The organism is Streptomyces sp. NPDC001848 (assembly GCF_042891915.1).
Classification (GTDB): domain Bacteria; phylum Actinomycetota; class Actinomycetes; order Streptomycetales; family Streptomycetaceae; genus Streptomyces.
Genome location: NZ_JBIATP010000010.1, coordinates 341,544 through 367,558, shown reverse-complemented (window position 1 = coordinate 367,558; position 26,015 = coordinate 341,544). Strand labels below are relative to the sequence as shown.

Sequence of the window (26,015 nt, the reverse complement as noted above, 5' to 3'; positions counted from 1 at the left end):
ACCAACGGCAACGGATCCGAGGACGTCACCAGTTCACGCAACGGATACCGCGCCAGCACCGCATCCACCTCGGGCGTCAACGCCGCCGCGAGACGGGAGGCGGCCGGGCGGCCGGTGTCGCGCAGGGCACGGGCCGCGGCGAGCAGCACCTCTCGCCCGTCCTCGCCTTCCGGGGTGCCGTCGGCCGCGCGCTCGTACAGCCGTGCGCCCTCCTCCAGGACGAGTTCGGTGTCCATCCCCGCCGGGATCTTGATCCCCGCGTGATGGCGCCAGGTGGTGACCGGATCGCCCCACGCCTCCACGGCGTAGGTCCAGCGGCCCTCGCTCGGCAGGGAGACCGTGGCGCCCCAGCGGTCGGTGCCGGGGGCCAGTTCACGCATCGGTGTCCAGGGTCCCCGGCGGCCCTCGGCGTCGGTGAGGACGACGTTCGCCGCGACGGCGTCGTGACCCTCGCGGAACACCGTCGCGGAGATCTGGAACTCCTCGCCGACCACGGCCTTGGCCGGGCGTCGGCCGCCGAGGACGAGGGGGCGTACGTCGAGGACGGGGATGCGTCCGAGGGTGGGACCGGTGTCCGGCGCCGGGCTCGGCCCCGTGTCCGAGGCGGGTGTCCGCTGGGCGGGGGGACCGGCGTCGGCGTGTCGCGTGGGGGTGGTGCCAGGTGCCGGGGGTGCTGGCGGGTGGTGCGTCGGGGGCATGACCGCTCCTGTCCGCGTCAACGTGTCCGGGCGGATGGGGTGTCGGAAGGTGGGCCGGCAGGGTTACCGGAGGAGCCTTCCCGCAGTACGGGTGGGCATTCCGGCACTTTGTTAACTACTCACGCGTATGTCTACGTTCAAGACCGGCCGCATTGAGGACAGCCAAGTGGACCGGCCCCGCCCGCAACAAGGGGCGAGGCCGGTCAGAGTACGCGTGTCCGGTTAACCGGGGGTCAAGGATTGTCGACCTGGAGCAGCTTGTCGGGTGACCCGATCCCCGCTCCCTTGATCTTCCCGGAGACCGCCCGCCGTACCAGGGCCTGGCTCACCTGTGCCGGGGTGGCCTTGGGATGGCGGGCCAGATAGAGGGCGGCGGCGCCCGTGACGTGCGGTGTCGCCATCGATGTCCCGGAGAGTGTGGCGGTGGCGGTGTCGCTCGCGTTGGAGTCCGAGGTGATCGCCACGCCGGGGGCGAACAGGTCCAGGCTCGAACCCCAGTTGGAGAAGCTCGCCCGGGCGTCCTTCCGGTCGCTGGCGCCGACCGTGATGGCCTGATCGACGCGGGCCGGGGAGTACAGGCCGGCCGCCAGCCCGCTGTTGCCGGCGGCGACCGCGTAGGTGACGCCCGAGGCGATGGAGTTGCGTACGGCCGCGTCCAGCTGGGCGTTCGCGTAGCCGCTCAGGCTCAGATTGGCCACCGCGGGTTTCCTGGCGTGCTTGGTCACCCAGTCGATGCCCGCGATGACCTGCGCGGTGGTACCGGAGCCGTCGTCGTCGAGGACGCGCACCGCGACGACCCTGGCCTGCTTGGCCACCCCGTAGGTGGCGCCCGCGACGGTGCCCGCCACGTGCGTGCCGTGTCCGTTGCCGTCCTCGGCGGTCGCGTCGTTGTCCACGAAGTCCCAGCCGTAACTCGCCCGGCCGCCGAAGTCCTTGTGCGAGATACGGATGCCGGTGTCGATGACGTACGCCGTCACGCCCGCTCCCGCCGGTTCGGGCCAGGTGTAGCCCTGGTCGAGCGGCAGGTTCGGCTGGTCGATCCGGTCCAGGGACCATGAGGGCGGGTTCTTCTGGTAGTGGTCGAGCGTGACCTTTGTGTCCTGGACGACCGAGGCCACGCGGGAGTCCGCCGCGAGGCGCCTGGCCTGCCGTGCGTCGGCGGTCACCGCGTAGCCGTTGAGCACGCTGCCGTAGGTCTGGCTGATTCTCGCCCCGTACTTCTCGGCGATGCCCTTGCCGGTGGCCGACAGGGCCTGAGTTCCCCCCTTGAGCGTCACGATGTAGCTGCCGCCGACGGCGCCGGGGGCACCGGCGCCCAGGACGGTTCCTTCCGGGGCGGCCTGCGCGGGCGGCGCGACGGCCGCGAGCGCCGCGACCGTGGCGACGGCGGTCAGACCACCGGCCCAGCGCAGACGCGCGTTTCTCATCCGTGCCATGACTCGATTTCCCCTCCCAACTAGGCGTGGTCCGCCCGCAGTTCACGACCGGTACGCCGCCTGAAGCCTCTCGTGTGCGGGCGAACCGCCACAAGGTCGCCTATGCGTGGGGAATCGGCCATATCGGGGAGCGTCGCACATGTAAAAGTTGCGTTGTTTTTTGGACGTCTCAAACGGCGGCGACGGCGTTCACGTCTCGGTCCTGTTGGGGCACAACCAGCCCGTCCGGCCCTTGAGGACGAGGCCGTTCAGGCCGATCGTGGGTCCGGGGCGGAGCCCCCTGCGACGGCTGCTGCATGCGCCGGTGCCTACGAACCCGGCGGTAACAACACGGAGACCGTCGCTCCCACAGCGGAGTGCAGCGTACCTTCGGAGACGCTACGTACGTCCTCCGTGAAGGTGGAATTCGTGAAGGCCATCCGCAGGTTCACCGTACGTCCCGTCCTCCCCGAAGCCCTGCAGCCGCTGAGCGACCTGGCGCGCAATCTGCGCTGGTCGTGGCATGCGGAGACCCGTGACCTCTTCCAGTCCGTCGACCCCGAGCGGTGGGCCGCCTCGGGTGGCGACCCGGTGCGGCTGCTGGGGAGCGTGCCGCCCGCCCGGCTCGCCGAGCTCGCCGAGGACCGCCGCTTCCTGCGCCGCCTCACCGCGGCCGCCGACGACCTGCACGACTACGTCACCGGCGACCGCTGGTACCAGTCCCAGGACCGGTCGTCCGACCTTCCCGCCGCCATCGCCTACTTCTCGCCCGAGTTCGGCATCACCGCGGCGCTGCCCCAGTACTCCGGCGGCCTCGGCATCCTGGCCGGGGACCATCTGAAGGCGGCCAGCGACCTCGGCGTCCCGCTGATCGGCGTGGGCCTGCTGTACCGGCACGGCTACTTCCGGCAGACGCTCTCCCGGGACGGCTGGCAGCAGGAGCACTACCCGGTGCTCGACCCCAACGAGCTGCCGCTCACACCGCTGAGCGAACCCGACGGCACGCCCGCCCAGGTCTCCCTCGGCCTGCCCGGCGGCCGACGCCTGAAGGCCCGCGTCTGGCTCGCCCAGGTGGGCCGGGTGCCGCTGCTGATGCTCGACTCCGACGTGGAGGAGAACGACCTCGGCGAGCGGGGCGTCACCGACCGGCTGTACGGCGGCGGCAGCGAGCACCGGCTGCTCCAGGAGATGCTGCTCGGCATCGGCGGGGTGCGCGCGGTGCGCACGTACTGCAGGCTGACCGGACACCCCGAGCCCGAGGTGTTCCACACCAACGAGGGACACGCGGGCTTCCTCGGCCTGGAGCGGATCGCGGAACTGTGCGAGAGGGGCCTCGACTTCGACCCGGCCCTGGAGGCGGTGCGGGCGGGGACCGTCTTCACCACCCACACACCCGTCCCGGCCGGCATCGACCGGTTCGACCGGGAGCTGGTGGCCCGCCACTTCGGCCCGGACGCCGAACTGCCGGGCATCGACGTGGAACGGATCCTGCGGCTCGGCATGGAGACCTACCCGGGCGGCGAACCGAACCTCTTCAACATGGCCGTGATGGGCCTGCGCCTCGGCCAGCGGGCCAACGGCGTGTCCCTCCTCCACGGCAACGTCAGCCGGGAGATGTTCTCGGGCCTGTGGCCGGGCTTCGACGCCGACGAGGTGCCGATCACGTCCGTGACGAACGGGGTGCACGCGCCGACCTGGGTGGCGCCGGAGGTGTTCCGGCTCGGCGCGCGGCAGATCGGCGCCGAGCGCACCGAGGACGCCATGACGGAGGGCGGACGCGAGCGCTGGGACGCGATCGCGGAGATCCCCGACCAGGACATCTGGGACCTGCGCCGGGTGCTGCGCGAGCAACTGGTCCTGGAGGTCCGGGAACGGCTGTACGCGTCCTGGCGGCAGCGCGGTGCCGGGACGGCGGAGCTGGGCTGGATCGACGGCGTCCTGGACCCCGATGTCCTGACCATCGGCTTCGCGCGCCGCGTGCCCTCCTACAAACGCCTGACGCTGATGCTGCGCGACCCGGACCGACTGATGGAGCTGCTGCTGCACCCGGAGCGCCCCGTCCAGATCGTCGTGGCGGGCAAGGCGCACCCGGCCGACGACGGCGGAAAGCGTCTGATCCAGGAGCTGGTCCGGTTCGCGGACGACCCGCGCGTACGCCACCGCATCGTGTTCCTGCCCGACTACGGCATGGCGATGGCGCAGAAGCTCTACCCCGGCTGTGACGTGTGGCTGAACAACCCGCTGCGCCCGTTGGAGGCGTGCGGCACGAGCGGGATGAAGGCGGCCCTCAACGGCTGCCTCAACCTGTCGGTCCTCGACGGCTGGTGGGACGAGTGGTTCCAGCCGGACTTCGGCTGGGCGATCCCCACCGCCGACGGCGCCGGAACGGACGAGGACCGGCGCGACGACCTCGAGGCCGCGGCACTGTACGAGCTGCTGGAGCAGCGCGTGGCGCCGCGCTTCTACGAGCGGGGTCAGGGCGGGCTGCCGGACCGCTGGATCGAGATGGTCCGCCAGACCCTCATGCACCTGGGCCCGAAGGTGCTGGCGGGCCGGATGGTCCGCGAGTACGTGGAGCGCCTGTACACCCCGGCGGCCCACGCGCACCGGTCGATGACACCGGACGCGGCGCGGGAGCTGGCGGGCTGGAAGGCGCGGGTGCGCTCCACCTGGCCGTCGGTCACGGTCGACCACGTCGAGACGTCGGCGACCGCGGAGACGGCGGAACTGGGCACCACACTCGCACTCCGCGTCCGGGTGGGCCTCGGCGACCTCGGCCCCGACGACGTGGAGGTGCAGGCGGTGGCGGGCCGGGTGGACCTGGAGGACCGCCTGGAGGACGCGTCGGCGGTACCCCTGAAACCGGCGGGCGGCCCGGATATGGAAGGCCGCTGGCTGTACGAGGGGCCCCTGTCCCTGGACCGCACGGGCCCGTTCGGCTACACGGTCCGGATCCTGCCGACCCACCGGCTGCTGGCGTCGAGCGCGGAGCTGGGGTTGGTGGCGGTGCCGTCGGAGGGGACGGGGGAGGGGGCCGGGGTACTGCTGAGGTGAGGGCTCACCGCTTCGGTGCGGTCACGCATCCTCCGAGCACAGCCGGCGCAGTACGGCCCCGCACCGGCGCGCATACGCGTGCTGGAACCCCCGTGTCGCCGGGCCGCCCGCCCTCGCGTACCACTTGGCCGGGCGGCTGAAGGCGTTGATCGTCAGCCAGACCGTGCCGTCGCCCGTGCGGTCCACCACGAAGGACTCCTCGCCGCTCTCCGGGTGGCCCGGCAGCGTGCCGTACGCCCAGCCGGCGCGGCGGGGTTCCTCCAGCGTCCAGACCACGCGGCACGGGGCCTTGATCATGCCGGCAAGGGTGATGGTGACGTCGACCCCGGGGGCCGCCCTGTCCTCGGCCGCGGAGACGCCGACGCCCATCGCCCGGTGCAGCTCCCAGGTCAGGAGCGCCTCGGCGGCCCGGCGGAACACCCCTTCGCCCTCGCCGATGCGGGCACGGACGTGCAGCGGGCGGAAGCCCTCGGGGCAGTGGCCGGGCTCGCGGGTGGCGCCGACATCCTCGTACGTGAAGGCCATGGCCCCAGCCTAGGGCGGCCCCCGGCGTCACCTTCCCGCCGGGGGCCGCCGTGTCGGCGTGAGTACCCGGGCCCCTCGTTCGGATCATGCCGGGCCGGCGGGGCCTGGCAGGCGCATCTGCGGCGTTGTCGTCGGTCGCCAACGCTCCGCGTTGACTCCCTCCTCCGCCTCGCAGCTGCACGTACCAGGCCCCGCTCCCTGATCCGGCCTGGTCCGGACGGGAGACCCTAGGTCACGTTGACCGCGGACCAGGCCGCCGCGACCGCCTTGTACTCGGTGCTGCTGGAGCCGTAGAGCGCCGCCGCCGCCGAGAGCGTGCCCGCGCGGGCGGACTTGTAGTTGGTCGTGGACGTGAAGTACGTCGTCAGCGCCTTGTACCAGATCTGCAGCGCCTTGTCCCGGCCGATGCCGGTGACCGCGGAGCCGTTGTACGTCGGCGAGTTGTAGCTGACGCCGTTGATCGTCTTCGCGCCGCTGCCCTCGGACAGCAGGTAGAAGAAGTGGTTGGCCACGCCCGACGAGTAGTGGACGTCGAGGTTGCCGACGGACGAGGACCAGTAGTCGGCGGAGCCGCCGTCCTTGCTGGGCTTGTCCATGTAGCGCAGCGGGGTGCCGTCGCCGTTGATGTTGATCTTCTCGCCGATGAGGTAGTCACCGGGGTCCGAGCTGTTGTTCGCGTAGAACTCCACGCCGGTGCCGAAGATGTCCGAGGTCGCCTCGTTCAGGCCACCCGACTCGCCGCTGTAGTTCAGGCCGGCCGTGTTCGAGGTGACGCCGTGGCTCATCTCGTGGCCGGCCACGTCGAGGGAGGTCAGCGGGTGGGTGTTCGCGGAGCCGTCGCCGTAGGTCATGCAGAAGCAGCTGTCGTCCCAGAAGGCGTTCACGTACGCGTTGCCGTAGTGGACGCGGGAGTAGGCGGCCTTGCCGTCGTTCTTGATGCCGCTGCGGCCGAAGGTGTTCTTGTAGAAGTCCCAGGTCACCTGGGCGCCGTAGGCGGCGTCCGCGGCGGCCGTCTGGTCCGTGGACGAACTGGAGGCGGTGCCGGTGCCCCACACGTCGTCGGCGTCGGTGAACAGCGTGCCGGTGCCGGAGGTCCTGTGGGCGAGGTTGTACGTCTTGTGGCCGCCCCGCGTGGTGTCGTACAGCTGGTACGTCGACCCGGACAGGGTGGTGTTGAGAGTGACCGTGCCCGAGTAGAGGCTCTTGCCCGTGCCGGTCTCGATGCCCTGGTACTCGTACAGCTTCTTGCCGGTGGCCGCGTCGGTGATGACGTGCAGCTGGTTCGGGGTGCCGTCGTCCTGGAGACCGCCGACGACCGTCTCGTAGGCGAGGACCGGCTTGCCGCTGCCCGCCCAGATCACCTTGCGGGGCGCGCTGTCGGCGGCGGTCTTGTCCGAGCCCGCGGCCTTCGCGACGGTCAGGGCCTGCTTCTCGGCCTTGGACGCCGTGATCTGCGGCTTGAGCGAGGCCACCTTGATGGCGGTGTCGGTCGCTCTGGTCACACCCTCGGTCCTCCCGGACTTCGAGGTGTGGACGACGAGGTCGCCGCCGAGGACCGGGAGGCCGGCGTAGGTGCGCTCGTAGCGCGTGTGGACCGTGCCGTCGACGTCCTTGACGACGTCCTTGACGACCAGCTTCTCCTTGGCGCCGAGACCTATCTGCCGGGCCGTCTCGGCGGCGTTCTCCCGGGCCTTCGCGATGAGCGAGGTGCGGGCCGAGGCGGACAGGTACGTCGGGGCGGCGGCGAGGGGTGCCTTGCCGGCGGAGCCGGCCTGGGGCTGGGCCGAGGCGTTCGCGCTCAGGCCCGTGGTGAGGAGGGCTCCGGCGGCGACGGCGGTGGAGATGGCCAGCGTGGTGCGCTGGTGACGCGCGTAGCGGGGAGTCACACAAGCTCCTTCTGTGGGGGATTCCGGCCGGAGTGGGGTCACCGGCCGGATCGGTTGTGAAGTTGCGGTGCGTGTGCGGCAGCTGTGGAAGCGTGACATGAGGTCGCGTACATGTCATGACCTCAAAGTGATGTTGGCCGAAAGTCAACTCGCAGATGAACATTGCGGGCATGTAAACGGGCGCCGCCCCGAGGTCGCCCACCTCGGGGCGGCGCCCTGTCCGCGCTGCTCGGAGCGCGGTTTACGGGAAGGTCAGTTTCCAGCTGTTGAGGGTGCCGACGTCCTGCGCCGCCTGGTCCTGAACCTTCAACTTCCAGGTGCCGTCGGCCGTTTCGGAGGATGCGTTGACCGTGTAGGTCGCCTTGACGTCGTCCGCCGAGTCGGAGGAGCTGAAGTCCTTCAGGCGGTACGAGGTGCCCGAGGGGCCGACCAGATCGATCACGAGGTCGCCGCGCCAGGTGTGCGTGATGTCGACGGTCACCTGGAGGTTGCTCGGCGCGTTCCCGGTCCTGCCGGAGACGGTGATCGACGAGGTGATGGCGGGTCCGTTGTCCGGGATGGACACCGGGGTCGTGTTCTCGTACGACGTGCCGCCGCCACCGCCGCCACCGCCCGAGCGTGACCCGACCGCGACCGCCGCCCAGGCGTCCTGCACCGCCTTGTACTCGGCGCTGGAGGTGCCGTACAGCTCACCCGCCGCGGCCAGCGTGCCGGTGCGGGCGCCGGCGTAGGCGGTGGTCGAGGTGAACTTCGTGGTCAGCGCCCGGTACCAGATCTGCAGCGCCTTGTCCCGGCCGATGCCGGTGACCGGAAGCCCGTCCGCCGTCGGCGAGTTGTAGCTGACGCCGTTGATCACCTTGGCGCCGCTGCCCTCGGACAGCAGGTAGAAGAAGTGGTTGGCGACGCCGGAGGAGTAGTGGACGTCCAGGTTCCCCACGCCCGAGTACCAGCTGTCGGCGGAGCCGCCGTCCTTGCTGGGCTTGTCCATGTAGCGCAGCGGGGTGCCGTCGCCGTTGATGTTGATCTTCTCGCCGATGAGGTAGTCACCCGGGTCGGAGGAGTTGTTGGCGTAGAACTCCACACCGGTGCCCATGATGTCGCTGGTCGCCTCGTTCAGACCGCCGGACTCCCCGCTGTAGTTGAGCCCCGCGGTGTTGGAGGTGACGCCGTGGCTCATCTCGTGGCCGGCCACGTCGAGGGAGGTCAGCGGGTCGGCGTTGCCGGAGCCGTCGCCGTAGGTCATGCAGAAGCAGCCGTCGTCCCAGAAGGCGTTCACGTACGCGTTGCCGTAGTGGACCCGCGAGTACGCCGCCTTGCCGTCGTTCCTGATGCCGCTGCGGCCGAAGGTGTTCTTGTAGAAGTCCCAGGTGACGGCCGCGCCGTAGTGCGCGTCGGCGCCCGCGGTCGCGGCGTTGGACGTGGTGCCGTTGCCCCAGGTGTCGCTCGACTGCGAGAACAGCGTGCCGGTGCCGGAGGAGCCGTGGTTGAGGTTGTACGTCTTGTGTCCGCCGCGCGAGCCGTCGTTCAGCGTGTACGTCGACCCCGACTGCGTGGTGGTCAGCGTGACCTGGCCGCTGTACTGGGTGTTGCCGATGCCGGTCTCGATGCCCTGGTAGCGGTAGAGCTCCTTGCCGGTGGTGGCGTCGGTGATGACGTGCAGTTCGTTCGGGGTGCCGTCGTCCTGGAAGCCGCCCACCACCGTCTCGTACGCCAGTACCGGCTTGCCGCCGGCCGCCCAGATCACCTTGCGGGGCGCCCGGTCCGCGCCGGTCTTGGTGGAGCCCGCCGCCCGGGCCACGGACAGCGCCTGCTTCTCCGCCTTGGCGGGGGCGACCGCCGGGGTGAGCGAGGGGACCTTGATGGTGGCCTGGGTGGCCATGGCGACCTTCTCGGTCGTCCCCGACTTGCTGGTGTCGACGACCAGGTCGCCGCCGAGGACGGGCAGACCGGCGTAGGTGCGCTCGTAGCGGGTGTGGAGGGTGCCGTCGCCGTCCTTGACGACGTCCTTGACGGCCAGCTTCTCCTGGGCGCCGAGGCCGATCTCCCTGGCGGTGTCCGCCTTCGCCGCGTCGGCGTCGCGGATCAGCTCGGCGCGCTGCGACGGGGAGAGCCTCAGGGCCGCGTGGGCGGGGTTGAACTTCCCGGCGGCGGGGCCGGCCGGGGCGGCGCTCGCGGCGCCCGACTGGACGGCGGCGGCGAGCAGCGCGGAGACGCCGACGAGGGCGACGGCGGCGGCGCGGCGGGCGGGGGTGTGGGAGGTGCGTCTGCGAGAGGAACTGCTTCTCAACACTGACTCCTTCTGCGTGGCCGCGGTTCGCGCGGCCAGGGGAGACCGGACGGAGGGTGGGCCGTCCGGGCAGAACAGGGCGGAACGCGGAACCAGGTGCGCAGTGCGTGAACTGCGTGAAGGGCGTCTCGGCCCGGCACAGCGGTCGAAGCTGTGGGGTTGCTGTGCGGGGGTCGTGGGAAGCGTGGCAGAGGGCGATGGAATTGTCAGGAGCGCATCAATAGGTTGGCCGGAAATCGTTCGTTGGCCGGATGGTCATGTTCGGTATACGGACTGTTCAACAAGCTGCCCGAGGAGCCGCACGGCCGTGACGGTCTTGCCGTCCACGGCCGGCGTGTGGCGATGTCGGCGGTCCACCGCCGCTCCAGACCGGTGGTCCGGACGCGTGACGTAACCTGCGGATGCTCGACCGGGTGACAAACTTCCAGGTCGGCACGCAGTACGTACGCCCGCAGATCAGGGATCTTCCGGACGGCGATCAGATCGGAATCGACATCAAGTGGTGGCCGGATGACCAGCGCGAGCCCGGGATCGTCCCGCCTGATCGCCACGGTGGACGCCCTGCGGACGGCGCTGGTGGAGAGCACGGACCTGTTCCGGTTCACGCTCGGCGGGGCGATCGACGAGGAGACCGCGGTCGCCGCGGAGGCCGACGGGGTGCCGAGGGAGTTCCTGGACTTCTGCCGGGTGCTGGACGGCGCGAGCTGCGGGCCGTCCGTGCAGCTCTTCGGCTTGGAGGAGGCCGAGGAGCACCAGTTCTACTGCGGACCGGTGGTCGACTCCCCGCTGGAGCTGTCCCCGGAGAAGCTGTTCTGCGTCGGGTTGATCGGCGACACACCGGTCTTCCTCGGCCGCGCCGGCGGCGGCGTCCTCGGCATCCCGGACGAGCACCGGGAGTGGGTCGACGCGGAGCGCTTCGAGCGGCTCGCGCCCGGGCTGGAGGCGTACTTCCTGGAGTGGTTGGCCACTGCGGAGTACGCACGGCTTGCGTCGGTCGGCGACGAGTTGGTGGAGTACGACGACTGGCTGAAGCTGCTGCGACGAGCCGGTCTCGCCGGCTGAACCGCCGGCGGGGCCCGAGCACTTGGCCCGTCCAGCCTCCTGTCCGCCGCGCATCACAACCGCCGCCGGCGCGCGCTCCGTGTGGCGACAGGGGCGAGACCAGCGATGGGCTCTTGGCCATCCGGTCGGCGCAGGACGGCTGTCCGTCAGTGATCTGACCTTGACTCGGCAGTGCCGCCCGAGGTCGTTTCCGGTTTCGTGTGGAGGATCTCGCGGGCCTGGTCCGCCGCGCGGGCGAGGCTCTCGGAGACGAAGTCCAGGAAGCGGGCGGTGTTCTCGAGGCGGGCGCCCGCCGGGGTGTCGCGGCCGAGGATGCCGACGCCCTGCCGTGTGGTCTCGGCGACCTGGGCGGTGGCTCGGACGCTGGCCATCATGGCCTGGTACATGACCTCGTCGTCCACGACGTAACGCTCGCGGCGGCCTTCGTGGCGTTCCCGGCGGACGAGCTCCTGGCTCTCGAGGAACGCGATGGCTTTGGAGACCGACGCCGGGCTGACCTGTAGGCGCTCGACGAGCTCGGACGCGGTGAGGCTGCCCGCGTCGCTGATGGTGAGACAGGCCATCACCCGCGCCATCATCGGGGGCGTGCCCGACTGCATGTAGACGGTGGTGAGCGTCTCCTCGTACGCGCGCACGGCCTCGGGATCGCGTCCGAACGCCTGCGGGGCTGCCTGTGACCCCCGCCGGGGTGCGGCCTGCCTGCGCCGGCGCGCGCGGCGTTCGGTGGCGCGGTGGGCGAGGTCGGCGCGGTAGGCGGTGGGGCCGCCGTTGCGCATGACCTCGCGGGTGATGGTCGAGGTCGGGCGGTCGAGGCGTCTGGCGATCTCCGCGTAGGCGAGGCCGTCGGCCAGGCCCAGCGCGATCTGCTGGCGTTCCTGCTGAGTGAGCCTGCCGCCCGGCATCGCTGCCTCCTTCGTGGTGTGTGGTGCGTCAACGATAGCGTTCACCTTTGGTTCATTGCAACGAACTGAGCAAGTTGTTGCGTTAGATGGCAGAATCATTGCAACAATATTGTGGCATTCACCTGTGGTTATATAAGTTACGTGCAACGAATCTGTTGCTGGATTCTTGAACGCAACGTAGCGTTTCCGGTGTCAGAAACAACGAGCCGACTGGAGAGCACCATGCAGAAGTTCGACACCCCCGCCCCCGTCTCCGCCGTCCTCGACATTCCCGCAGGACGCATCCAGCTCATCGCCGCCGACCGGGCCGACACCGCGGTCGAGGTCCTGCCCGCGGACGCCTCCAAGGGCCGTGACGTCAAGGCGGCGGAGCAGATCGAGGTCGCCTACGCCGACGGCGTCCTGCGGATCACGGCCCCGGAGGCGAAGAACCAGCTCTTCGGCCCCTCCGGAGCCGTCGAGGTCACCGTCCAGCTGCCCGCCGGCTCCCGCGTCGAGGGGAAGACAGCCGCCGCCGAACTCCGGGTCGTCGGACGCCTCGGCGACGTCGCCTTCGACGGCGCGTACCGCAAGATCAAGATCGACGAGGCCGCGAGCCTCCGCCTCACCGCGGTTGACGGCGATGTCGAGGTCGGCCGGCTGGGCGGCTCGGCGGAGATCAGCACCGCGCGGGGCGGCATCCGGATCGCCGAGGCCGGGCGCGGCACGGTCGTGCTGCGTACCGAGTCGGGCGACATCTCGATCGGCGCCGCCGCCGGTGTCTCGGCCGCCCTGGACGCCGGCACCGGTCACGGCAGGATCAGCAACACCCTCAAGAACGACGGGACCCCGGAACTCGACATCCGCGCCACCACCTCCCACGGCGACATCACCGCCCGCAGCCTGTAGATCCACAGTCCGTAATAGGGGGCACCTCTCATGACCGACCTGGCCATCGCGGCGGAGCGGCTGCGCAAGTCCTACGGCGACAAGACCGTCCTCGACGGCGTCGACCTGGCCGTCGAGCAGGGAACGATCTTCTCCCTGCTCGGCCCGAACGGCGCCGGCAAGACCACCGCCGTCAAGATCCTCTCCACCCTCGTCTCCCCCGATCCCGGCAGTGGCCGGATCCGCGTCGGCGGCCACGACCTCGCCACCGACCCGCAGGCCGTGCGTGCGGTGATCGGGGTCACCGGGCAGTTCTCCGCCGTCGACGGGCTGATCACCGGAGAGGAGAACATGCTCCTCATGGCGGACCTGCACCACCTGTCCAAGCGTGAGGGGCGGCGGGTCACCGCCGAGCTGCTGGAGCGCTTCGACCTCACCGAGGCCGCGAAGAAGCCCGCCTCCACCTACTCCGGCGGCATGAAGCGCCGCCTCGACATCGCCATGACCCTGGTCGGCAGCCCGCGGATCATCTTCCTCGACGAGCCGACCACCGGCCTCGACCCGCGTTCCCGCCACACCATGTGGCAGATCATCCGAGAGCTCGTCACGGGCGGCGTCACCGTCTTCCTCACCACCCAGTACCTGGAGGAGGCCGACGAGCTCGCCGACCGCATCGCCGTGCTCAACGACGGCACGATCGCCGCCCAGGGCACCGCCGAGGAGCTGAAGCGCCTGATCCCCGGCGGACACGTCCGACTCCGCTTCACCGACCCGGCCGCGTACCGGAGCGCCGCCACCGCGCTGCGCGAGGTCAGCCGGGACGACGAATCCCTCGCCCTGCAGATCCCCAGCGACGGCAGCCAGCGCGAGCTGCGCGCCATCCTCGACTGGCTGGACTCGGCCGGCGTCGAGGCCGACGAGCTGACCGTGCACACCCCCGACCTCGACGACGTCTTCTTCGCCCTGACCGGCGGCGCCAACATCCCCAACCAGCCCAACCAGCCCAACCAGCCCAAGGAGACCGCCCGATGAGCTCCCCCCTGGCTCCCGCCCGCCCGGCCCGGATCTCCCTCGCCGTGCGCGACTCCACCACGATGCTGCGCCGCAACCTCCTGCACGCCCGGCGCTACCCGTCCCTCACCCTGAACCTGCTGCTCACGCCGATCATGCTGTTGCTGCTCTTCGTCTACATCTTCGGCGACACCATGAGCGCGGGCATAGGCGACGGAAGGCCGGACCGCTCTGAGTACATCGCCTACATCGTCCCGGGCCTCCTGCTGATGACCATCGGCAGCACCACCATCGGCACCGCGGTCTCCGTCTCCAACGACATGACCGAGGGCATCATCGCCCGCTTCCGCACGATGGCGATCCACCGCGGCTCCGTGATCATCGGGCACGTCATCGGCAGCGTGCTGCAGTCGATCGTCAGCGTGGTCCTCGTCGGCGCCGTCGCCGTGGCCATCGGCTTCCGCTCCACCGACGCGACGGTCCTGGAGTGGCTCGCGGCCTTCGGACTGCTCGTGCTCTTCGCCACGGCGCTCACCTGGATCGCGGTCGGCATGGGACTGATCAGCCCGAACGCGGAGGCCGCCAGCAACAACGCGATGCCCCTGATCCTGCTGCCGCTCCTGTCCAGCGCCTTCGTCCCCCTCCACGCCATGCCCGGCTGGTTCCAGCCGATCGCCGAATACCAGCCGTTCACGCCCGCCATCGAGACCCTGCGCGGCCTGCTGCTCGGCACCGGGATCGGCAACAACGGATGGCTCGCCGTCGGCTGGTGCCTGGGCCTCGCGGTGCTCGGCTACCTCTGGTCGACCTCGAAGTTCGCCCACGACCCGAAATAACCGCCATGACGACGCGGGCCGCCTCCCGCGACTGCCCCACCCGAGGGCGGCGTACACCGACACACCGTCGGCGCACGCCGCCCCGTTCGTGTGCAAAGAGGAGGTTCCGGGCGGCCGGTCGCCGCCACTCACCCTCGCCTCCGTTCATCCGTGCCACGTCCGCCACAACGCCGCGTACGCCCCGGCCGCCGTCACCAGGTCCTCGTGCGTGCCCATTTCGGTCAGGCGGCCGTTCTCCATCACCGCCACCCGGTCCGCGTCGTGGGCCGTGTGGAGGCGGTGGGCGATCGCGATGACCGTGCGGCCCCTCAGAACCGCCGCCAGAGCGCGCTCCGTGTGGCGGGCCGTCGTCGGATCCAGCAGGGCCGTGGCCTCGTCGAGGATCAGCGTGTGCGGATCGGCCAGCACCACCCGGGCGAGGGCCAGTTGCTGGGCCTGTGAGCCGTCCGTGCGACAACCGGACGGCCCCAACTCGGTGTCCAGGCCGTCCGGTAGCTCCCGTACCCAGCCGTCGGCGCCCACCGCGGCGAGCGCGGCCCACAGCTGCTCGTCCGTCGCGGACGGTTCGGCGACCCGCAGGTTGTCGCGGACCGTGCCGAGGAAGACATGGTGCTCCTGGGTGACCAGGACGACCTGGCGGCGCAGCCGCTCCGGCCCCAGCTCCGCGACCGGTACGCCGCCCACCGTCACCGAGCCCTCGGTCGGCGCGTCGATGCCGGCCAGCAGCCGGCTCAGGGTGGTCTTGCCGGCGCCGGAGGGGCCGACCACCGCCAGCCGCTCCCCGGGCCGTACGGTCAGGTCGACTCCGTGCAGCACCTCGCCCCCGCGGTCGTAGGCGTAGCGCACACCCGTCACGTCGATCCGGTCGTCCGCCGGGACGGCCGGCGTGCCCTCCGGGTCGGCCTGCGGGGCCCGGGCGAGCCCCTCCACCCGGGCGAAGGACGCTCCGCTGCTCTGCAACTGCTCGACCCGCATCAGGATCTCGTCCAGCGGCGAGCTGAACTGCTGCAGATACACCGCGGCGGCCACCACCGACCCCAGGCTCATCGCCCCGTGCGCGTGCAGCACCCCGCCGGCCAGCAGCACCCCGGCCACGGGCAGGACATAGGAGACCTCCACCACCGGGAAGAACACGGATCGCAACGACAGCGTGTACAGGCGCCGGCGCCGGGAGACGTCCAGCGCGTCCCGGCTCGTCGCGACCCGCCGCTCCCGCAGCCGGAACGCCTCGATCGTGCGCGCCCCGGACGCCGTCGCCGCCAGGATCTCCGCGACCTGGGAGTTCGCCTCGCCCTCGGCGAGGTAGCCGTCCCTGGCCCGACGCAGATACCAGCGCAGCACCCAGGAGATGGGGATCAGGCAGAACACGCCGATCGCGCCGAGCAGCGGGTCGAGCGTGAACACCGCGCCCAGCAGGAACAGCGCCTGCACGGTGTTGATCAGCAGCTCGGGGCCGGCGTCGCGCAGCGTGGTGCCCACGGTGGCCACGTCGGCGGTGCCGCGCGCGGTCAGGTCCCCGGTGCCGGCCCGCTCCACCACGGACGCGGGCAGCGCGAGGGTCCGGTCGACGAACTCCTCGCGCACCCGGGCGAGGGTCCGCTCCCCGAAGCGGTGCCCCACGTACCGGGCCCAACGCGACAGCAGCAACTGCGCCAGCGAGCACAGCAGGATGCCGAGCGCCAGCCGGTCCACGGCACCGACGTCGCTCCCGGCCCGGACCTCGTCGACGATCCGCCCGAGCAGCCACGGCCCGGCCAGCCCGGCCCCGGAGGCCGCCGCGTTCAGGGCGACGACGGCGGCGAAGGCCCGCCCGTCGGCCCGCACCAGCCGTACAGCCGCCCTGCGTACGTCGACCGGTTCGGCGACGGGCAGTTGTCCCCGGCTCACGCCACGGCCTCCTCGGCGTCGGCGGTGTCGGTGTCCCGCGCCACCAGCGCCCGGTAGCCGGGCTCCGCCTGGAGCAGTTGCCGGTGGCTCCCGGTGGCCGCGACCTTGCCGTCGACCAGGTAGTGGACGGTGTCCGCGTGGTCCAGGACCAGCGGGGAGGTGGTGGTCACCACGGTCGTACGGGCCTCGCGCACCGCCCGCAGTCGCTCCGCGACCGCTGCCTCGGTGTGCGCGTCCAGCGCCGAGGTGGGCTCGACGGCCAACAGCACCTCGGGGTCGGCGAGCAGCGCCCGCACGAGCCGGACGCGCTGCCGCTGGCCGCCGGAGAGGTTGCGCCCCTGCGCGTCGATCGCCGAGCCGAGGCCGTCCGGCAGGCCCTGCACGATGTCGTCGGCGACAGCGGCGCGCACCGCCCGCCCCATCGCCGCCTCGTCGAGGTCCTCCGGCTCCCGTGCACCCGCGACCAGTTCGCGCAGCGTCCCGGCGAACAGGTCGGCCTCGTTGTCGGCGACCAGGATCCGCGCCCGCACCTGCGGCAGCGGGATGTCGTCCAGGCGCACCCCGCCCCAGGTCGCCTCCGAGGGGACGTACCGGCCCAGGCGGTCGACGACGGCCGCGGCGTCCGCGGGCCGCGCCCCGGCCAGGGCGGTCAGCCGCCCCGGCGGCACCCGCACCCCGGACTCCGGGTCGTGCAGCACGGACGGTTCCGCGGGCGCCTCGCGGGTGCCGTCGTCCGGCTCCGGCTCCAGCCGCAGCAGCCGTACGACGCGCCGGGCGGCCACCACGCCACGGCCGAGCTGGTAGCCGCACTCCAGGAAGAACGCCACCGGACGCACGATCACGGCGACGTAGCCGTACACCGCCACCAACTCACCCACCGTGATGTCCCCCCGTGCGGCCAGCCGGGCCGCGAGCCAGGTCACCACGGCGAGGAACAGCGTCGGCAGCCCCACCCCGAGCGCCTGCATCCAGCTGGTCACCGACCCGACCCGGTATCCCTGCTCCCGCAGCCGCTGGGAGTCCCGGCGGAAGGCGTCCGCGAACAGACCCTTGCCACCGAGGCCGTTGAGGACCCGCAGCCCGCCCGCGAGGTCGCCGATCCGGGCGGTCAGCACGCCCTGCCGCTCCCGGTACTCCGTCTCCGTGCCCTGCAGCCGACCCATCAGCGGTCCGACGATCAGTGCGATCACCGGCACGCCGAGCAGCACGACCGCGGCGAGCCGCACGGAGACCGACAACAGCAGCCCGGCGACCACCAGGTAGGCGACGACCGCACCGACACCGGGGCCCACGACGGTCAGGGCTCCGGCGATCGTCTGCACGTCGCCCACGCCGATCGTGACCACTTCACCGGCCCCGGCCCGCCGCGGCAGCGCGGCCCCCAGCCGGACCGCGTGTCCCACGACCACCTTGACCGTGCGGAAGTTGGCGTCCATCCGCACCCGGGTCATCACGCGGTGCCGCATGATGCTCAGCCAGGCGTTGAACGCCCCCACCACGAACAGCGCCGTGCACCATCCGGCGAGGGCGCCCATGTCACCCGGTCGAAGGCCCTCGTCGACCGCACGGGCCATCAGATACGGCGTCGCCGCCAGCAGCACCATCCACACGCTGCCCAGCAGCGCTCCCGCCACGGAACGTCCCGGCTGCCGCGTCACCAGCCACCACAGATACCGCCAGCCGCCGCGACAGTCGGGCTCCCCGGGATCCTCGTACGCGTCGATCATCGTTCCGTCTCCCCGTTCTCCCCGTTGTTCTCCCCGTTCTCGCCCTTCTCGCCGTTCCGCTCACGCCAGGCTGTCCCGCCAGGCCCGGTGCAGATCCGCGAACCGTCCCGTCCCCGCGATCAGTTCCGCCGGGCTGCCGTCCTCGACGATGCGGCCGCCGTCCATCACGAGCACCCGGTCGGCGATCTCCACCGTCGACAGCCGGTGCGCGATCACCACGGCCGTACGGCCCCGCAGCACCGTCTCCATCGCCCGCTGCACGGCCCGTTCGCCGGGGACGTCGAGGGAGCTGGTCGCCTCGTCGAGGATCAGCACCGCGGGGTCGGCGAGCAACGCCCGGGCGAACGCCACGAGTTGCCGCTGCCCGGCCGAGATGCGACCGCCGCGTTTGCGGACGTCGGTGTCATAGCCCTCCGGCAGCGCCGCGATGAAGTCATGGGCGCCGATCGCCTTCGCGGCACGCTCCATGTCCTCGCGGGTCGCCTCCGGACGGCCGATCGCGATGTTCTCCGCGACCGTCCCGGAGAACAGGAACGCCTCCTGGGTCACCATGACCACCCCGCGCCTGAGGTCGGGCAGGGCGAGGTCGCGCAGGTCCACGCCGTCCAGCAGGATCCGGCCGTCGGTGGGGTCGTAGAAGCGGGCCAGCAGCTTGGCCAGCGTCGACTTGCCGGCGCCGGTCGCGCCGACCACCGCCACCGTCTGCCCGGCCGGCAGGGTGAGCGAGAAGCGGGGCAGCACCTCGCCGCCCGTGCGGTACGCGAACCGGACGTCCTCGAAGACGACCTCGCGGCCCGGCCGGTCGCCCGCCGGTGGCGGAAGCTCCCTGGGGTGGGCCGGCTCCGGCACGGACGGCGTCTGCGCCAGCAGCCCCGCGATCTTCTCCAGCGAGGCGGCGGCCGACTGGTAGGAGTTCAGGAACATGCCGAGCCGGTCGATGGGGTCGTACAGCCGCCGCAGATACAGCACCGCCGCCGCCAGCACACCCAGCGCGAGGGAGCCCTCCGCCACCCGGTAGGCGCCCCACAGCACGATTCCGGCCACCGCCGTGTTGGCCACCAGCCGGGAGCCGGTGACATAGCGGGCCATCTCCAGCAGGGCGTCGCCGTTGGTCCGTTCGTGCCGCCGGTTCAGGACGCGGAAGTCGGCGTCGTTGGCCTCCTCCCGGCGGAACGCGCGCACCGGGCGGATACCGTTCATCGTCTCGGCGAACTTCACGATCACCGCGGCGATCGCGGTCGACCGCCTGCGGAAGATGCGTCCCGCCCTGCGCCGGTAGATCCGCACCAGCCCGTACAGCGGCACGAGCGAGGCCACCGCGACGGCGCCGAGGCCCAGATCCAGCCAGAGGAGCATCGCGGAGATGTAGACGAACGACAGGATGACCGTGACCAGTTCCTGAAGGCCCTCGCTGAGCAGTTCGCGCAGCGACTCGACGTCGGTCGTGGAGCGCGAGATCAGCCGGCCCGAGGTGTAGCGCTCGTGGAAGTCGATGCTCAGCGCCTGCGCGTGGCGGAAGATGCGGCCGCGCAGGTCGAGCAGCACGTCCTGGTTGACACGTGCCGAGGCGACGATGAAGGCGTACTGGAGCCCGCCGGAGGCCGCGGCGGACAGCAGGTAGCCGACCGCCACCGCGATCAGCGGGCCGTGGTCGCCGTGCCGGAGCGCCGGTACGGCACGGTCGATGGTGTACGCCACCAGCAGCGGGCCCACCTGCACCGCGGCCTGCTGGAGCAGCAGCAGGACGCAGGTCAGGGCGGTACGGGCCCTGAGCGGGGCGAGCAGTGAGCGCAGCAGCGCGGCGGTGGCTCCCGGGGGTGTGGGGAGGGCGTCGCGGTCGAAGGGGTCGCGGGAGCCGGCGGGGTCCGGGGCGGCGGATCCCTTCCGGTCCTGTTCCTCGTCGTTCGGCGCGGTCGTCGCGGACGCCGTCATGGGGCCTCCTCGCTGCCCTGGGAGTGTGCGGGGTCTCCGGACATCAGATGGGCGTACTCGGCGTTGGTGCGCAGCAGTTCGTGGTGGGTGCCGACGGCGGCGACACGGCCGCCGGAGAGCAGGGCGACGCGGTCGGCGAGCAGGACGGTGGACGGACGGTGCGCGACCACCAGGGCGGTCGTGCCGTCGAGCACGCGGCGCAGGGCGGCCTCGACCGCGGCCTCGGTGTGCACGTCGAGGGCGGAGAGGGGGTCGTCCAGGACGAGGAAGCGCGGGGTGCCGACGACGGCCCGGGCCAGCGCGAGGCGCTGCCGCTGGCCGCCGGAGAGGCTGAGCCCCTGCTCGCCGACCTGGGTACGGGTGCCCTGGGGGAGGGCGTGGACGAAGTCGGCCTGGGCGACGGCGAGGGCGCGCTCCAGCTCCTTCTCGCCGGCGGTGTCGGGAGCGCCCATGAGGACGTTGGCGGCGACGGTGGTGGAGAAGAGCGTGGGTTCCTCGAAGGCGACGGCCACCTTGGCACGGAGCTCTTCACGGGACATGGCGGTGATGTCGACTCCGTCGAGGGTGATACGTCCCGAAGTCACCTCGTGCAGGCGGGGGATGAGCGCGGTGAGGGTGGTCTTGCCGCTGCCGGTGGCTCCGACCAGGGCCATGGTCTCGCCGGGGCGGATGTGGAGGTCGATGCCGGTGAGGATGGGCGGGGAGTCGGGCGGTGCGTCGGGGTAGCGGAAGGAAACGTTGTCGAACCGCAGGCCGTCGGGCCGGCCATGCACAGCTGCGGGCAGTCGTGCCTCCCCCAGTGCCTTGACGGCCTGGGAGGTACCCTCACGGGTGGGCGATGGGGGTCCCCCCTGCTCCAGCGAAGTCGAGAGCTTGGGGGAGGCACCTCGAACCGCCGGGTTGCGGAACCCACTCCCGGCCGGCACCGACGCCGAGACGTGCTCCACCTCCGGTACCTCGTCCATCACCTCGAAGTACCGCTCCGTAGCGGTCGCCGCCTCCTGGCTCATCGCCAGCAGGAAGCCGATGGACTCCACGGGCCACCGCAGCGCGAGAGCCGTGGAGAGGAAGGCCACCAGCGTTCCCGCCGACAAGGCGTCGTCCGCGACCTGCACCGCCCCCACGACCAGAGCCGCCCCGAGAGCCACCTCCGGCAGCGTGACGATGACCGCCCAGATCGCCGCCAGCAGCCGCGCCTTCGCCAACTCCGTCCCGCGCAGCGTCCGGGACAGCTCCCGGAACGCCCTGGCCTGGCTGTGGTGCCGCCCGAATCCCTTGATGATCCGGATGCCGAGCACGCTCTCCTCGACCACGGTCGTCAGATCGCCCACCTGGTCCTGCGCCCGCCGCGCCACCAGCGCGTACCGCCGCTCGAACACGGCGCACATCACGACCACCGGGATGCCGGGCCCCAGGACGACCAGTCCGAGGGTCCGGTCCTGGAGCAGCATGATGACCACACCCACCAGAATCGTCACGCCGTTCACCAGCAGGAACGTCAGTGGGAACGCCAGGAACTGACGCAGCAGCATGAGGTCCGTGGTGCCCCGGGACAGCAACTGCCCCGACGCCCAACGGTCGTGGAAGGCGACCGGCAGCCGCTGCAGATGCCGGTACAGATCCGCCCGCATCTCCGCCTCGACGCGCGACAGCGGCCGGGCCACCAGCCACCGCCGCACCCCGAACAGCCCGGCCTCGGCGATCCCCAGCAGCAGCAAGTACAGAGCGCCGAGCCACACCCCCGCCGGCTCCCGGTCGGTGACGGGCCCGTCCACCATCCACTTCAGGACGAGGGGGATCACGAGCCCCACGCAGGAGGCGACGATCGCGACGAACGCCGCGGTGAACAGCCGCAGCCGCACCGGCCGCACATACGGCCACAGGCGCAGCAGCGTACGGACGGCGGAGCGGTCGCTGGTGGTTGCACGTGTCGTCGACATCACGAGCGAGCCTACGGATCGGCACTGACACTGCCCACCGAGTTTCGGCCCGACCGCAGTCGCCCGCTGATCCCGCGACCTGGGGGTCCCCCTGCTCCAGGGGCCGTACGACCGGGGCGGCCACGCGGTCGTACCACCCGGTCAGCCGATCGGCCGATGCCGCTTTCGAGCGGGACGGCCGATGCGCCGACCGCCGTCAGCCGGCCACCTTCAGCAGCAGCACCGCCCGAGCCGGCACCGTCACCGTCGCACCCGCCCGGTGGGCCGTCCCCGGCGCCTGGGCCTGCTCCTCCCGCGAGGTGTCCACGACCACCTCGTACCGCTCGGCCCACGGCGGCCCCGGCAGCACGAAACTCACCGGGCGGTCCCCGGCGTGCAGGACCGCGAGAAAGCTGTCGTCCACCACCGGTGCGCCGCGGGCGTCCCGGCCCGGTATGTCCCGGCCGGACAGATACATGCCGAGGGTCGCGGCGGGCGCGTACCAGTCGCGTTCCGTCATCTCGGCCCCGCGGGGCGTGAACCACGCCAGGTCCCTGAGGCCGTCCGCCGCCTGTGGCCGCCCGGAGAAGAACGCCCGGCGGCGCAGCACCGGATGGCGGTGGCGCAGCGCGATCAGCCGGGACGTCAGGTCGAACAGCGCCTGCCAGCCGGGGTCGGCCGTCAGCCCCCAGTCCACCCAGCCGATCTCGTTGTCCTGACAGTAGGCGTTGTTGTTGCCGCGCTGGGTGCGGCCCATCTCGTCGCCCGCGACCAGCATCGGCACGCCCGTCGACAGCAGCAGGGTCGTCAGGAGGTTCCGCAGCTGCCGGCGCCGCAGCGCCCGTATCCGCTCGTCGTCGGTCTCGCCCTCCGCGCCGCAGTTCCAGGAGCGGTTGTCGTCGGAGCCGTCGCGGTTGCCCTCGCCGTTGGCCTCGTTGTGCTTGCGCTCGTACGACACCAGGTCGCGCAGGGTGAAACCGTCGTGGGCGGTGACGAAGTTGACCGAGGCGTACGGGCGGCGCCCGCCCCAGGCGTACAGGTCGCTGGAGCCCGACAGGCGGTACCCCAGGTCCCGCACATCCGGCAGCGCGCCCCGCCAGAAGTCCCGAACGGCACCCCGGTAGCGGTCGTTCCACTCCGTCCACAGCGGGGGGAACGCGCCGACCTGGTAGCCGCCCGAGCCCACGTCCCACGGTTCCGCGATCAGCTTCACCCGGCGCAGCACCGGGTCCTGGGCGATGACCGCGAGGAACGGGGAGAGCATGTCGACGTCGTGCATGGAGCGGGCGAGCGCGGCCGCGAGGTCGAAGCGGAAGCCGTCCACGCCCATCTCCGTCACCCAGTAGCGCAGCGAGTCGGTGATCAGACGCAGCACCTGCGGCTGCACCACGTGCAGGGTGTTGCCGCAGCCGGTGTAGTCGGCGTAGCGGCGCGCGTCGGACTGCAGCCGGTAGTAGCCGCGGTTGTCGATGCCCTTCAGCGACAGCGTCGGGCCCAGCTCGCCCGCCTCCGCGGTGTGGTTGTAGACCACGTCGAGGATCACCTCGATCCCGGCCGCGTGCAGCGCCTTCACCATGCGCTTGAACTCGCCGACCTGCTGGCCGGCCGTGCCGGTGGAGGCGTAGGCGGCGTGCGGGGCGAAGTAGCCGATGGAGTTGTAGCCCCAGTGGTTCCTGAGACCGCGGCGCAGCAGGTGGTCCTCGTGCGCGAACTGGTGTACGGGCAGCAGTTCGACGGCGGTCACGCCCAGCTTCACCAGGTGCTCGATCGCCGCGGGGTGCGCGAGGCCGGCATAGGTGCCGCGCAGCTCGTCGGGGATGTCCGGGTGCAGGCGGGTGAAGCCGCGCACATGCAGCTCGTAGATCACCGAGTCCGCCCACGGCGTCTTCGGGCGGTGGTCGTCCGCCCAGTCGTCGTCATCGTGCACCACGACGCCCTTGGGGACGTACGGCGCGGAGTCCCGGTCGTCGCGCACGGTGTCGGCGACATGCTGGTCGGGCCAGTCCCGCACGTGCCCGTACGCCTCCGGCGGCAGGGAGAACTCCCCGTCGACCGCGCGCGCGTACGGGTCGAGCAGCAGCTTCGCCGGGTTCCAGCGGGCGCCGGTCCACGGGTCCCAGCGGCCGTGCACCCGGTAGCCGTACCGCTGCCCCGGCATCACGCCCGGGACGAAACCGTGCCATATCTCATGCGTCAGTTCGGTCAGCCGGACCCGGGTCTCCCGGCTCTCGGGCCCCGGCCCGTCGAACAGGCACAGCTCGACCGCCTCCGCGCCCCCCGCCCACAGCGCGAAGTTGGTGCCCACGACCCCGTCCGGGCCGGTCCGGAAGCGCGCCCCGAGCGGGGTCGGGGCACCCGGCCACACGGGCACCGTGGGCACCGGGCGCCGCCTGCCGTTCAGCACGGCGGCCGAGCGCGCGGACCGTCCCTCGCCCGCCTGCTCCTCCTGCACTGCCTCCTGCTCGGCTGCGCTGGACACGTACACGCCTCCCGCGGCTCGCGGAACGACGGGAAAACGGGTGCACGGCGTCCCGGCCGCGTACCTGATCCCGTCGTCCTCCCCCCTGTTCTGCCCAGTGCGCGGCTCGCACTCACGTTTCCCGGCAGGTGCTGGGTCGTTGAGATCGTCGTGACGCACGGACACACGCGCGTGAGCCGCGCGGGCGCCGCGCTGGCCGCGGTACTGACCTGGGTGGCCGTCCTGGCCGGCTGTACCGGCCATGGACTCGACGGCGTCTTCGGCAAGAACCCGGCGCCCGAGGACCTCATCCGCATCTCGCCCGGCGACGGCAGCAGGGCCGTGCCCGCCGACCGGCCGCTGCGGGTCCGGGCCGCGGGCGGCCGTCTGGAGTCGGTGACCGTCGTCAGGTCCCAGGACGCCCGGCAGTCCCCGGTGCCCGGCCACCTCTCGGCGGGCGGCACCGTCTGGGAGCCGGACGACCCCCGCCTCGCCCTCGCGGCCGAGTACACGGTCGACGCGGTGGCCCGCGACGGCCACGGTCGCCGCTCGGCCCGTCACGCGACCTTCACCACGTACGTCCCCGAGCAGCGGTTCGTCGGGTACGTCACCCCGGAGGACCGCTCCACCGTCGGCACCGGAATGATCGTGTCCGTGCAGTTCAACCGGCGGATCGAGAACCGGGCCGCCGTCGAGCGCGCGATCCGGGTGACCGCCAGGCCCGCCGTCGAGATCCGCCCGCACTGGTTCGGCAGGGTCCGCCTGGACTTCCGGCCCGAGCACTACTGGAAACCCGGCACCCGGGTCACCGTCACCCTGCGGCTGCGCGACGTGGAGGGCGCGCCCGGGATCTACGGACGGCAGTACCGGACCGTCGCCTTCACCATCGGCCGCAGCCAGGTCTCCGTCGTGGACGCGGCCCGGCACACCATGCAGGTCCGCCGCGACGGCCGGCTGCTCGCCACCGTGCCGATCACCGCGGGCGCCCCGAAGACCACCACGTACAACGGGAAGATGGTGGTGATGGAGATGCTCGTGGTCACCCGCATGAACAGCCGCACGGTCGGCTTCGGCGGCGAGTACGACATCCCGGACGTCCCGCACGCCCTGCGCCTGACCGAGTCCGGCACCTTCGTCCACGGCAACTACTGGGCCCCGGACGCCCCCGGTCACAGCAACGTCAGTCACGGCTGCGTGGGCCTTAGGGACGTCAAGGGCGGCGGCTCCGACACCCCGGCGGGCTGGTTCTTCGAGCGCAGCCTCGTGGGCGACGTCATCGAGGTCGTGCACAGCGACGACAAGCAGGTCGCTGCGGACAACGGGCTGGGCGGGTGGAACATGAGCTGGAGCGACTGGACAGCCGGCGGAGCCGTCGACCAGCCCTGAACGGACGGGTCATCACGGGGCGCAGCCGGGCATTTCCCGGGCCACGGCGGGGTTTTCCCCAACGCCTTCCCCCGCCGGGGGCAACCAGGAGCCGACGTCAAGCATCAAGTGCTGTGAAGGAAAGACTGCCTGCGGCCGCCCGAACGGTGACAGCCCAGCACAA

The 26,015-nt window shown here is 71.7% G+C and carries 17 protein-coding genes; 6 read left to right on the top strand and 11 right to left on the bottom strand.

Annotation, left to right across the window (positions count from 1 at the left end):
- The coding region (locus ACFYZJ_RS22720) for a maltotransferase domain-containing protein (RefSeq protein WP_388570768.1) at positions 1-698 on the bottom strand (698 nt) is incomplete at its 3' end.
- Between the two features lie 233 nt (positions 699-931).
- Positions 932-2,134, bottom strand: a complete 1,203-nt coding sequence (locus ACFYZJ_RS22715) for a S8 family peptidase (protein WP_388570766.1) — start codon at positions 2,132-2,134, stop codon at positions 932-934.
- A gap of 408 nt (positions 2,135-2,542) precedes the next feature.
- Here ACFYZJ_RS22715 and ACFYZJ_RS22710 point away from each other — a divergent pair, with 408 nt between their 5' ends.
- Positions 2,543-5,167, top strand: coding sequence for a glycosyltransferase family 1 protein (locus tag ACFYZJ_RS22710; RefSeq protein ID WP_388570765.1), 2,625 nt, complete (start codon positions 2,543-2,545; stop codon positions 5,165-5,167).
- 21 nt (positions 5,168-5,188) lie between these two features.
- On the opposite strand, the gene ACFYZJ_RS22705 is transcribed toward ACFYZJ_RS22710, so the two are convergent.
- From ACFYZJ_RS22705 to ACFYZJ_RS22695, 3 genes are all read right to left on the bottom strand, one after another.
- Complete coding sequence (locus ACFYZJ_RS22705; protein ID WP_388570763.1) at positions 5,189-5,692, bottom strand: DUF1990 family protein; 504 nt, start codon at positions 5,690-5,692, stop codon at positions 5,189-5,191.
- A gap of 227 nt (positions 5,693-5,919) precedes the next feature.
- Entirely contained in the window at positions 5,920-7,578 is a 1,659-nt protein-coding gene (locus ACFYZJ_RS22700; RefSeq protein ID WP_388570761.1) for a M4 family metallopeptidase, read from the bottom strand.
- A 241-nt stretch (positions 7,579-7,819) separates the two neighbouring features.
- Positions 7,820-9,865, bottom strand: a complete 2,046-nt coding sequence (locus ACFYZJ_RS22695; protein ID WP_388570759.1) for a M4 family metallopeptidase — start codon at positions 9,863-9,865, stop codon at positions 7,820-7,822.
- A 510-nt stretch (positions 9,866-10,375) separates the two neighbouring features.
- Between ACFYZJ_RS22695 and ACFYZJ_RS22690 the strand changes: the two genes are divergently transcribed.
- The gene (locus tag ACFYZJ_RS22690; RefSeq protein WP_388570758.1) at positions 10,376-10,927 is read left to right on the top strand and encodes a hypothetical protein; all 552 of its coding nucleotides are present in this window, start codon (positions 10,376-10,378) and stop codon (positions 10,925-10,927) included.
- A 146-nt stretch (positions 10,928-11,073) separates the two neighbouring features.
- Here ACFYZJ_RS22690 and ACFYZJ_RS22685 read toward each other — a convergent pair whose 3' ends face one another.
- Positions 11,074-11,829 (bottom strand): helix-turn-helix domain-containing protein, encoded by a 756-nt coding sequence (locus ACFYZJ_RS22685; protein ID WP_388570781.1) that lies wholly within the window; start codon positions 11,827-11,829, stop codon positions 11,074-11,076.
- A gap of 222 nt (positions 11,830-12,051) precedes the next feature.
- Here ACFYZJ_RS22685 and ACFYZJ_RS22680 point away from each other — a divergent pair, with 222 nt between their 5' ends.
- Genes ACFYZJ_RS22680 through ACFYZJ_RS22670 form a run of 3 tightly spaced genes read left to right on the top strand, consistent with a single transcriptional unit; the run spans position 12,052 to position 14,543 of the window.
- Positions 12,052-12,717: a DUF4097 family beta strand repeat-containing protein gene (locus ACFYZJ_RS22680; protein WP_388570756.1), complete on the top strand. Its 666-nt coding sequence runs from the start codon at positions 12,052-12,054 to the stop codon at positions 12,715-12,717.
- Between the two features lie 30 nt (positions 12,718-12,747).
- Positions 12,748-13,728 carry an ATP-binding cassette domain-containing protein gene (locus tag ACFYZJ_RS22675; protein WP_388570754.1) on the top strand — a complete coding sequence of 327 codons (981 nt, stop codon included), beginning with the start codon at positions 12,748-12,750 and terminating at the stop codon, positions 13,726-13,728.
- Positions 13,725-14,543 (top strand): ABC transporter permease, encoded by an 819-nt coding sequence (locus ACFYZJ_RS22670; protein WP_388570753.1) that lies wholly within the window; start codon positions 13,725-13,727, stop codon positions 14,541-14,543. Before ACFYZJ_RS22675 ends, ACFYZJ_RS22670 begins: the two co-directional genes overlap by 4 nt.
- A 144-nt stretch (positions 14,544-14,687) precedes the next feature.
- Here ACFYZJ_RS22670 and ACFYZJ_RS22665 read toward each other — a convergent pair whose 3' ends face one another.
- The 5 genes from ACFYZJ_RS22665 to glgX all read right to left on the bottom strand — a co-directional run bounded on the left by ACFYZJ_RS22665 (position 14,688) and on the right by glgX (position 24,487).
- Positions 14,688-16,430: an ABC transporter ATP-binding protein gene (locus tag ACFYZJ_RS22665; RefSeq protein WP_388570752.1), complete on the bottom strand. Its 1,743-nt coding sequence runs from the start codon at positions 16,428-16,430 to the stop codon at positions 14,688-14,690.
- Entirely contained in the window at positions 16,427-18,157 is a 1,731-nt protein-coding gene (locus ACFYZJ_RS22660; RefSeq protein WP_388570751.1) for an ABC transporter ATP-binding protein, read from the bottom strand. Before ACFYZJ_RS22660 ends, ACFYZJ_RS22665 begins: the two co-directional genes overlap by 4 nt.
- 60 nt (positions 18,158-18,217) lie before the next feature.
- Positions 18,218-20,089 (bottom strand): ABC transporter ATP-binding protein, encoded by a 1,872-nt coding sequence (locus ACFYZJ_RS22655; RefSeq protein ID WP_388570749.1) that lies wholly within the window; start codon positions 20,087-20,089, stop codon positions 18,218-18,220.
- The gene (locus ACFYZJ_RS22650) at positions 20,086-22,029 is read right to left on the bottom strand and encodes an ABC transporter ATP-binding protein (RefSeq protein ID WP_388570748.1); all 1,944 of its coding nucleotides are present in this window, start codon (positions 22,027-22,029) and stop codon (positions 20,086-20,088) included. The genes ACFYZJ_RS22655 and ACFYZJ_RS22650 overlap by 4 nt, the downstream gene beginning before the upstream one ends.
- Before the next feature lie 196 nt (positions 22,030-22,225).
- Positions 22,226-24,487 (bottom strand): glycogen debranching protein GlgX, encoded by a 2,262-nt coding sequence (glgX, locus tag ACFYZJ_RS22645; RefSeq protein WP_388570747.1) that lies wholly within the window; start codon positions 24,485-24,487, stop codon positions 22,226-22,228.
- Between the two features lie 171 nt (positions 24,488-24,658).
- Here glgX and ACFYZJ_RS22640 point away from each other — a divergent pair, with 171 nt between their 5' ends.
- A complete protein-coding gene (locus ACFYZJ_RS22640) occupies positions 24,659-25,852 on the top strand; it encodes an Ig-like domain-containing protein (protein ID WP_388570746.1) in 1,194 nt (397 codons plus the stop codon).
- The last annotated feature ends 163 nt before the right edge of the window (positions 25,853-26,015 follow it).